Source organism: Rhizorhapis sp. SPR117, from assembly GCF_021742065.1.
Genome location: NZ_JAKKIE010000111.1, coordinates 1 through 5,889, shown reverse-complemented (window position 1 = coordinate 5,889; position 5,889 = coordinate 1). Strand labels below are relative to the sequence as shown.

General features: G+C 62.1%; 9 protein-coding genes and 2 pseudogenes. 1 reads left to right on the top strand and 10 read right to left on the bottom strand.

All coding sequences use genetic code 11. The features are described 5' to 3' along the window. Nucleotides 1-108: 108 nt before the first annotated feature. A complete protein-coding gene (locus L3X40_RS20650) occupies nt 109-1,482 on the bottom strand; it encodes a DUF2384 domain-containing protein (RefSeq protein WP_059153566.1) in 1,374 nt (457 codons plus the stop codon). On the opposite strand from L3X40_RS20650, the pseudogene tnpB reads away from it, so the two are divergent. Next, nucleotides 1,384-1,716 (top strand): annotated as a pseudogene (tnpB, locus tag L3X40_RS22605) (IS66 family insertion sequence element accessory protein TnpB); the annotation flags it as partial. The gene L3X40_RS20650 and the pseudogene tnpB sit on opposite strands and share 99 nt — an antisense overlap. On the opposite strand, the pseudogene L3X40_RS20645 reads toward tnpB, so the two are convergent. The 9 genes and pseudogenes from L3X40_RS20645 to L3X40_RS20605 form a co-directional block, all read right to left on the bottom strand. Next, nucleotides 1,675-1,947 (bottom strand): annotated as a pseudogene (locus tag L3X40_RS20645) (hypothetical protein); the annotation flags it as partial. The pseudogenes tnpB and L3X40_RS20645 sit on opposite strands and share 42 nt — an antisense overlap. 15 nt (nt 1,948-1,962) lie before the next feature. After that, on the bottom strand, nt 1,963-2,925 hold the full coding sequence (locus L3X40_RS20640; protein WP_059153565.1) for a tyrosine-type recombinase/integrase: 963 nt from the start codon (nt 2,923-2,925) through the stop codon (nt 1,963-1,965). Beyond that, nucleotides 2,922-3,293, bottom strand: coding sequence for a hypothetical protein (locus L3X40_RS20635; protein ID WP_030092871.1), 372 nt, complete (start codon nt 3,291-3,293; stop codon nt 2,922-2,924). Before L3X40_RS20635 ends, L3X40_RS20640 begins: the two co-directional genes overlap by 4 nt. Before the next feature lie 33 nt (nt 3,294-3,326). Then, nucleotides 3,327-3,692, bottom strand: a complete 366-nt coding sequence (locus tag L3X40_RS20630) for a DUF7673 family protein (protein WP_030092870.1) — start codon at nt 3,690-3,692, stop codon at nt 3,327-3,329. Beyond that, a complete protein-coding gene (locus tag L3X40_RS20625; protein ID WP_030092869.1) occupies nt 3,689-4,021 on the bottom strand; it encodes a hypothetical protein in 333 nt (110 codons plus the stop codon). Before L3X40_RS20625 ends, L3X40_RS20630 begins: the two co-directional genes overlap by 4 nt. A gap of 31 nt (nt 4,022-4,052) precedes the next feature. After that, the gene (locus L3X40_RS20620; RefSeq protein ID WP_030092868.1) at nt 4,053-4,283 is read right to left on the bottom strand and encodes a BrnA antitoxin family protein; all 231 of its coding nucleotides are present in this window, start codon (nt 4,281-4,283) and stop codon (nt 4,053-4,055) included. A 59-nt stretch (nt 4,284-4,342) separates the two neighbouring features. Further along, nucleotides 4,343-4,543, bottom strand: a complete 201-nt coding sequence (locus tag L3X40_RS20615) for a BrnT family toxin (RefSeq protein WP_231746350.1) — start codon at nt 4,541-4,543, stop codon at nt 4,343-4,345. A gap of 139 nt (nt 4,544-4,682) precedes the next feature. Further along, the gene (locus L3X40_RS20610; RefSeq protein WP_030092866.1) at nt 4,683-5,252 is read right to left on the bottom strand and encodes a PIN domain-containing protein; all 570 of its coding nucleotides are present in this window, start codon (nt 5,250-5,252) and stop codon (nt 4,683-4,685) included. Next, nucleotides 5,249-5,713, bottom strand: a complete 465-nt coding sequence (locus L3X40_RS20605) for a helix-turn-helix domain-containing protein (RefSeq protein ID WP_030092865.1) — start codon at nt 5,711-5,713, stop codon at nt 5,249-5,251. The genes L3X40_RS20610 and L3X40_RS20605 overlap by 4 nt, the downstream gene beginning before the upstream one ends. Nucleotides 5,714-5,889: the final 176 nt, after the last annotated feature.

Below are 5,889 nucleotides of genomic sequence, written 5' to 3'. Positions count from 1 at the left end.
TATCTCCTTTGCTCTGACCCCCAGGCGAGCAACGCAGATCGGAGCCAAAATGGCTCCCGGCAGTCATTGGGTCTAAGCGAGAACATATCAAGAATGGCGTGATTGCCGTTACCGCCGGAGGTCGCTGAGCCCCAGCTCTGCCCACATCCATGTGAAGTCATAGGTGCCCATCGGATCGGCAGCGTCGGATTTTGCCGCGCCGTTTTCAATATATTTGAGCCAGTCGGCCACTTTCGTCCGTCCGGCCTTTGTGCGGGCTAGAGCACGCGGAGTCTTGTGGCCGAGGGCAGGAACCGGCTCATCGAGCGTTTTCGTATATTCACGGGTCAGCATGTCGTGAACGATGCGCTCCATTTCGTGTGGCGGTATATCCAGCGTCTCGTCCTGCGGGGCGCGTGCTGCATCATCGGCCATGATCTGGGCCAGTGTCCGAATTTCAGTCATGGGAGCACTGACGGAATCACCGAGCCATTCGCGTATCTGTATAATCGCTTGTTCCGCACGGGCGGCGCTGTTCACCTCGACGATCAGCTTGCGGCCTGTCAGTTCCACATTGGCGAAAACCGGCGTGTCGTCTTCCATCGTTGTGACGAAGGCCTGCTTGCCTTTGCTTGATTGGGACTTCCCGCCCTTTTTGACTGGAGCCAGCCAGTTCCAGAAACTGTCGCTGGCAGGCTCAAGCCAGGGGGCTGCGTCCAGCCTTCTGGCCACGCTCTTGCCGATCACGCCCTTTGCCAGAGGGAAAATGATTCGGTGGAATACGAGATCATCGCCGTCCGCGTTGATCATATCCGGAGTGCTGCCGGGCATCGCCTTGCCCAGGCAATCGAGCAGCCACATATTCGTGAACATCGGTCCCGATGCCCGCAGGAGAGCGTCCCGGTCGAGGGGGGGCAATCCGGCAGTGTCCTGAACATCGTCGGAAAGTCGGGAAAATGCGTCGATTACGCGTGCGGCACCTTCAGCACTGAACGGCAGCAGCGCTCCGGAAATGCCGTGGCGACCGTTCACGTCAACAATCCTTGCGGCGATCTTGTCCCAGTTGACGAGGGTCTGGGTTGCACCGTGTTCCCGCACCGTCACCGGGGCAACGTCGCGCAGCAGATCGCGCAAGGTCATCGACTGGCCGGGCAGAACCTCGCTCACCTCATAGAGCGACATGACCGTATCGCGCAGTGCGCGCATATAGGCCTTGTTCGGCGCCTTTTCGTTCCAGCCCCGCCGCTTGAGATAGTCATCGACCAGATTGCCACCGTCCGGTTCCAGTTCCTGCGTGAGCAGATCTTCAAAGGCGCAGCCCCATAGCGACCCTTGCCAGTGATCGCCGATGATTTCGAATATGGCGTCGGGCTCCAGTCCCGTTGCCTCGCACGCCGGTTCCAGATGTGCGGACAGCATTTCGGCCATCGCTTCATCCCAGGGCTCACGATCCACATATTTCATCAGGCCCGAAAGATCATGGGCAGATTTTGGTCTGGACATTCAGACAGGCCTTTCCACGCCGAGGCGGCGCATTTCTCTATAGATGGTCGATCAGCCGATGCCGAGCTGCTTTGCCGCCTCTGTTGGCGAGATGCTTGCCTCGACCAGCTTGATTCATTCTCGGGGGCGGTTTTCCTGTTCTGCGGGAAAAGGGGCGACAGGTTGAAGGCCCTAGTCTGGGACGGGTCTGGGCTATGCGTGTATGCGAAGCGTCTCGAGCGCAGAAAGTTCATGTGGCCCCGTGCTCATGAGGTCGCGCTCCGCCTGTCGGCAGCCCAGATGACGATGCTCACCATAGCCGATGAAAGACTGCCCAAAGAGATAAAAATCGGGTCCCCCGCCCAACAATCGTGGCAGCGGATAGAACAGATCGGCGTTCAAGCTCCCCTTTCCGCTGTTGAAATTGAAGCGGGAGAAGGTCGAGAGGCGCAGCCCGTCATCCTTGCCGACTTCCAGGAAAAACCCTCGAATTTCGAGACGCTAGATCAGCACGCGCTCCACTTCGTCCAGCGTCACGTCATCGGGCCGGCGATCGTAGAGCTGAGTGGTGCGCGTCGAGCTATGGTTCGCCATCGTCGCGGCCGTCTCCAAGGTGCCACCGTTCTTCAAATAGGTGGTGATCCCGGTCGCGCGGAAACTGTGATTGCCGATCGCCGTGCCGATCCCGGCCGCCGCCGCGCGCCGGCGCACCATCGCGAACGCATTGGGCTGGGGCAGGGGGGTATCGCTTAGTCGCTTGGTCTTGCGTCCGATCGTGCGGAACAACGGCCCCTTGCGATCGTCGCTCAGCGCGCAGCCGTCGAGATATTCGGCCAGGTAATGCTCAAGATTGTGGTGGCAGGGCATCTCATGGCGCTTGCCGCCCTTTTCGTGCAGCCGGACCCATAGGCGGCGGTTCTGCACGAACACGTCCTCCACCCGCATCGCCAGCGCCGCGCCGACCCGCGCGAACGAATAGACCATCAACCCGATCAGCGCCCGATCGCGCAGGCCGGCATGGGTGGTCACGTCGATCCTGTCGAGCAACGCCCGCGCCTCGTCGGGGGCCAGCACCGGCGTCTTGCCGCGCCGCTGGCTATGCGCCGGCCCACGCACCGACGCGGCGGGGTTCACTGGCACGACATGGCCCGTCACCAGCCAATCGAACAGATGCTTCACGCCGGCGAGTTGCTGCTTGACGCTGGGCGCGGCCAGCTCGCGCCCCAGCGCCTCGATCCAGGCCGCGACGTGGAGCGGCTGCACGCCGGCAAGGGAGGCGACGCCGCGCGCCTCACACCAGGCCAGGAAGTCGCCCGCCGCGCGCGCATAGGCGCGGCGTGTGTGCGGGTTGCGGATGGTGACGGCAAAGAACTCAAGGAAGCGCAGCCGCGTTGCGTCGTCGGCCGCCGCAATCAGTGCCGGCAGCGCCAGCGTGGGCGAGGGCAGGAGGGCGAGCTGGTTCATCGTGCAATCTTCTCCCAGCGCGCCGGTTCGGGACACGGCTGCGCCAGCTCCCGGCGCAGCTCGTCAAACACCTCGTCGGCGGGGCGGACCGATTCCAGTTCGGCCGCCGATGCGTCCAGCACCCGGCCTAGCAACTCGTCGCGTAGGTCGCGGTACGGCTCCAATTCACGAAAGTTCTGGACGATCGCGAACACCGCCTCGGATGGATCAACGAACATGCCGCGCTCGACCCGCTCCAACAGCCAATCGGCCTGATCGCCGGTCAGATACGCCTCGAAGCGTAGCCCGCCCGCACGGGCCTGCTCGCGCAGCGCCTTGGCCTGGTCGCGCTCGGCGTAGTTGTCAGCGAAAGCCTCGTCGTCGTCCATATCGCTTCCTTCGGCGGTGGATCTCGGGATCGTTTAAACGGCCTCGCCTGGGTCGCCGCGATAGCGCACCCAAAGGCCGCCCATCGCGTCGCGGTAGCCCCATGCGTCGGCGTAGGTCGTCGGCTCCTGCGCCAGCCAGGCCATGATCGTCAGCATATCCTCGGCAATGACGGCATCGAGGTTGCACAGGTGCAGGATCGGGAAATGGCCGCACTCGTCGCCGTTCCACCAGGCCAGGAGGAAATCGGCCACCTTGCGCGATGCGCCGGTCTCGGCCGCGCGCGTGGCGGGCAGAGCGACGGGCAGCAAACGGCCGATTGCCGCGCCGACTTCATCGAAGCTGACGGCGCGAATGACAGGCCGGCGCTGCGGGGGTGCCGTGTGGGCGATCCCGCTCATGCGCGCGCGCTCCCCTCGCGGCGCGGTCGTCCACCCCGGACATGCGCGCCAGGATCAATGATCGTCTCGGCATGGCGGCTGAGATTTTCGACCGCGCCGGCCATGCCGAATATCTCGACCCGCCCGCCCTTGTTGTAGATGCGCCCCGCTATGGTGCCGTGGAGGATGGCGCGTGCCTTCGGCTCGATCGTCAAGTCGCCCATGATCGTGCCGTGCAGGATGAACCGCACGCCGCCCTGCAGGGTCGCGTTGCCGGTGATGGTGCCATAGAGCGCCATGTCCTCGCCAATCGCGAACGGACCCTCAATGCTGTCGTGAACCGCGCGCATTATGAAGCCGCCTCAAGATCAGTCAGACGAATCAAAGCTGCCCCGTTGCAACGAGTTGACCCAGCAGGGCATTGACACGGGTCTGCCATCCGGGGCCGCTGCCGCGCAGATGCTCCACCGTCTTTGCATCCAGTCGGATTTTCACCTCCACCTTCGGCGCTTCCGACTTCGGCCGCCCGCGCCGGGAAGGCTTCATCCCGGCCATGAACGCCGCATCCATCGGCGGATTGTCATCGTGAACCTTCGGATCAAACTTGGCCATGATAGAACCTCACTTCGTGCTTCTCTGCTGGGCGTAGGCTGATGGCGCGCACCGCATCGTCATGAGAGCCTTCGGTGAAAAAGCACATGCAGGCGATCACCGATCAGGCCCATGCCGACGAAACGAACCTCTCCATAATCGAAGCGATCATCTTCGCGCTCAAACGCCGTATCCCAATCGAAATCTTCCGCAGCTCGCAAGGATACGCCGTGCTTGGCGATATTGGCTTCATCCTTGGCCGGGTCGAACTCGATTTCCATAGCAAATAGCGTACACCCATTAAATCGAGGAAGCAATGATTTTCGGGTGCACAAAAATTATGTTGAGTGCCACGCTATTTGGCCACATGATGCCATGATAAATGGCCAAGATGGGTGGTTGCCGGCAGCTCCGGGCCTTTCAGAGAAGGTTTGAAAATGGCGCCAACTCGGCGACGGTGCCGACCAGGCTTTGCCGGGTCAGGATCGCGAGATATTCCTCGACCGTATAGGGCGGCGCGGTAAGACGGGCGCGCACCTTTGCAACGGCGCTGCAAAAGACGCCGGGTGCGAGGTGTAAATGGCTGGTCAGAAATTCGTCGGGATGCTGCGCCTCGATGCCATAGGACGCGAGGGACGAAGCGGGAAAATGCTTGAGGTTCTGCGTCACGATCACGTCGCAGCGCCCGACGATCGCGGCGGCCAGCACATGCCGGTCGCCGCGATCGGGCAAATCAAGAGATGGAATCAGCGTGTCATAGCCCGTCACAAGGGCGTCGCGCATCGCCCTGTCCATGCGGTCGCGCGTGCGTTCCAGCGCGGCTCGGTCGCGGTGCGGTTCGTTGCGTACCAGCGCCTCGATCCACTCGCGATGAATGTCCGCGCTCCATTTGGCCTTGAACAGATCGGTAACGGCAATCTGCATCAGCAGATCGCGCATGGGGGCGGGATAGAGGACGTTAGCGTCCAGCAGCGCCGTATAATGGCTCATGCGTGACGATAGCCCATGTCCTGTTCCTGGGCCTCTCGGGCCAGTTCATCCAGCACGGTTTCCCGGTCGCGGTCGTCACGGGCCTTATAGGCCATCAAATCTTCCATGCGGATACGGCGGTGCGTGCCGACCTTGCGATGCGGGATCACGCCGGTATCGAGCAGGTTGATGAGGAAAGTGCGCGAGACATTGAGCATGTCGGCCGCCTGCACGGTGGTCAGCTCCGCATCCTCGGGAATGATCGTCACACCGCGACCGGCGGCCATCGCGTCGAGAATATCCATGAGCAGCGACACCGCGCCGGCGGGCAGCTCTATGGGCTTCTCCTGTTCGGCGTCGCGCACGCGCAAGGTCAGCGGGCGTTTCTGGCGGGCATAGCCGGCAAGCACTTGGCCCGACAGGCGCGCTATGGCGGCATCCTGCGGTGTCGGCGGCATCTGGCGATGGGCGAGCATGTTCATGGTGGACTCCTTCTCCCTTGAAGTAGGGCATAAACGCCGCAAACGCAATAAATGACATAAGTGACAATATCTAGCCGCCAAGATTCACGGCCTGTTCTATGTATGATAAAGGACATTATCACACATAGAACAGGACGTGAATCCATCCATTCGCGCGCATCAGATTTGATCCAAGG

Coding starts and splice junctions, on each gene's coding strand:
- L3X40_RS20610 (WP_030092866.1), bottom strand. CDS start 5,252: ATGAGCCATTATACGGCGCTGCTGGACGCTAACGTCCTCTATCCCGCC.
- L3X40_RS20615 (WP_231746350.1), bottom strand. CDS start 4,543: ATGGAAATCGAGTTCGACCCGGCCAAGGATGAAGCCAATATCGCCAAG.
- L3X40_RS20625 (WP_030092869.1), bottom strand. CDS start 4,021: ATGCGCGCGGTTCACGACAGCATTGAGGGTCCGTTCGCGATTGGCGAG.
- L3X40_RS20630 (WP_030092870.1), bottom strand. CDS start 3,692: ATGAGCGGGATCGCCCACACGGCACCCCCGCAGCGCCGGCCTGTCATT.
- L3X40_RS20640 (WP_059153565.1), bottom strand. CDS start 2,925: ATGAACCAGCTCGCCCTCCTGCCCTCGCCCACGCTGGCGCTGCCGGCA.
- L3X40_RS20650 (WP_059153566.1), bottom strand. CDS start 1,482: ATGTCCAGACCAAAATCTGCCCATGATCTTTCGGGCCTGATGAAATAT.
- L3X40_RS20620 (WP_030092868.1), bottom strand. CDS start 4,283: ATGGCCAAGTTTGATCCGAAGGTTCACGATGACAATCCGCCGATGGAT.
- L3X40_RS20605 (WP_030092865.1), bottom strand. CDS start 5,713: ATGAACATGCTCGCCCATCGCCAGATGCCGCCGACACCGCAGGATGCC.
- L3X40_RS20635 (WP_030092871.1), bottom strand. CDS start 3,293: ATGGACGACGACGAGGCTTTCGCTGACAACTACGCCGAGCGCGACCAG.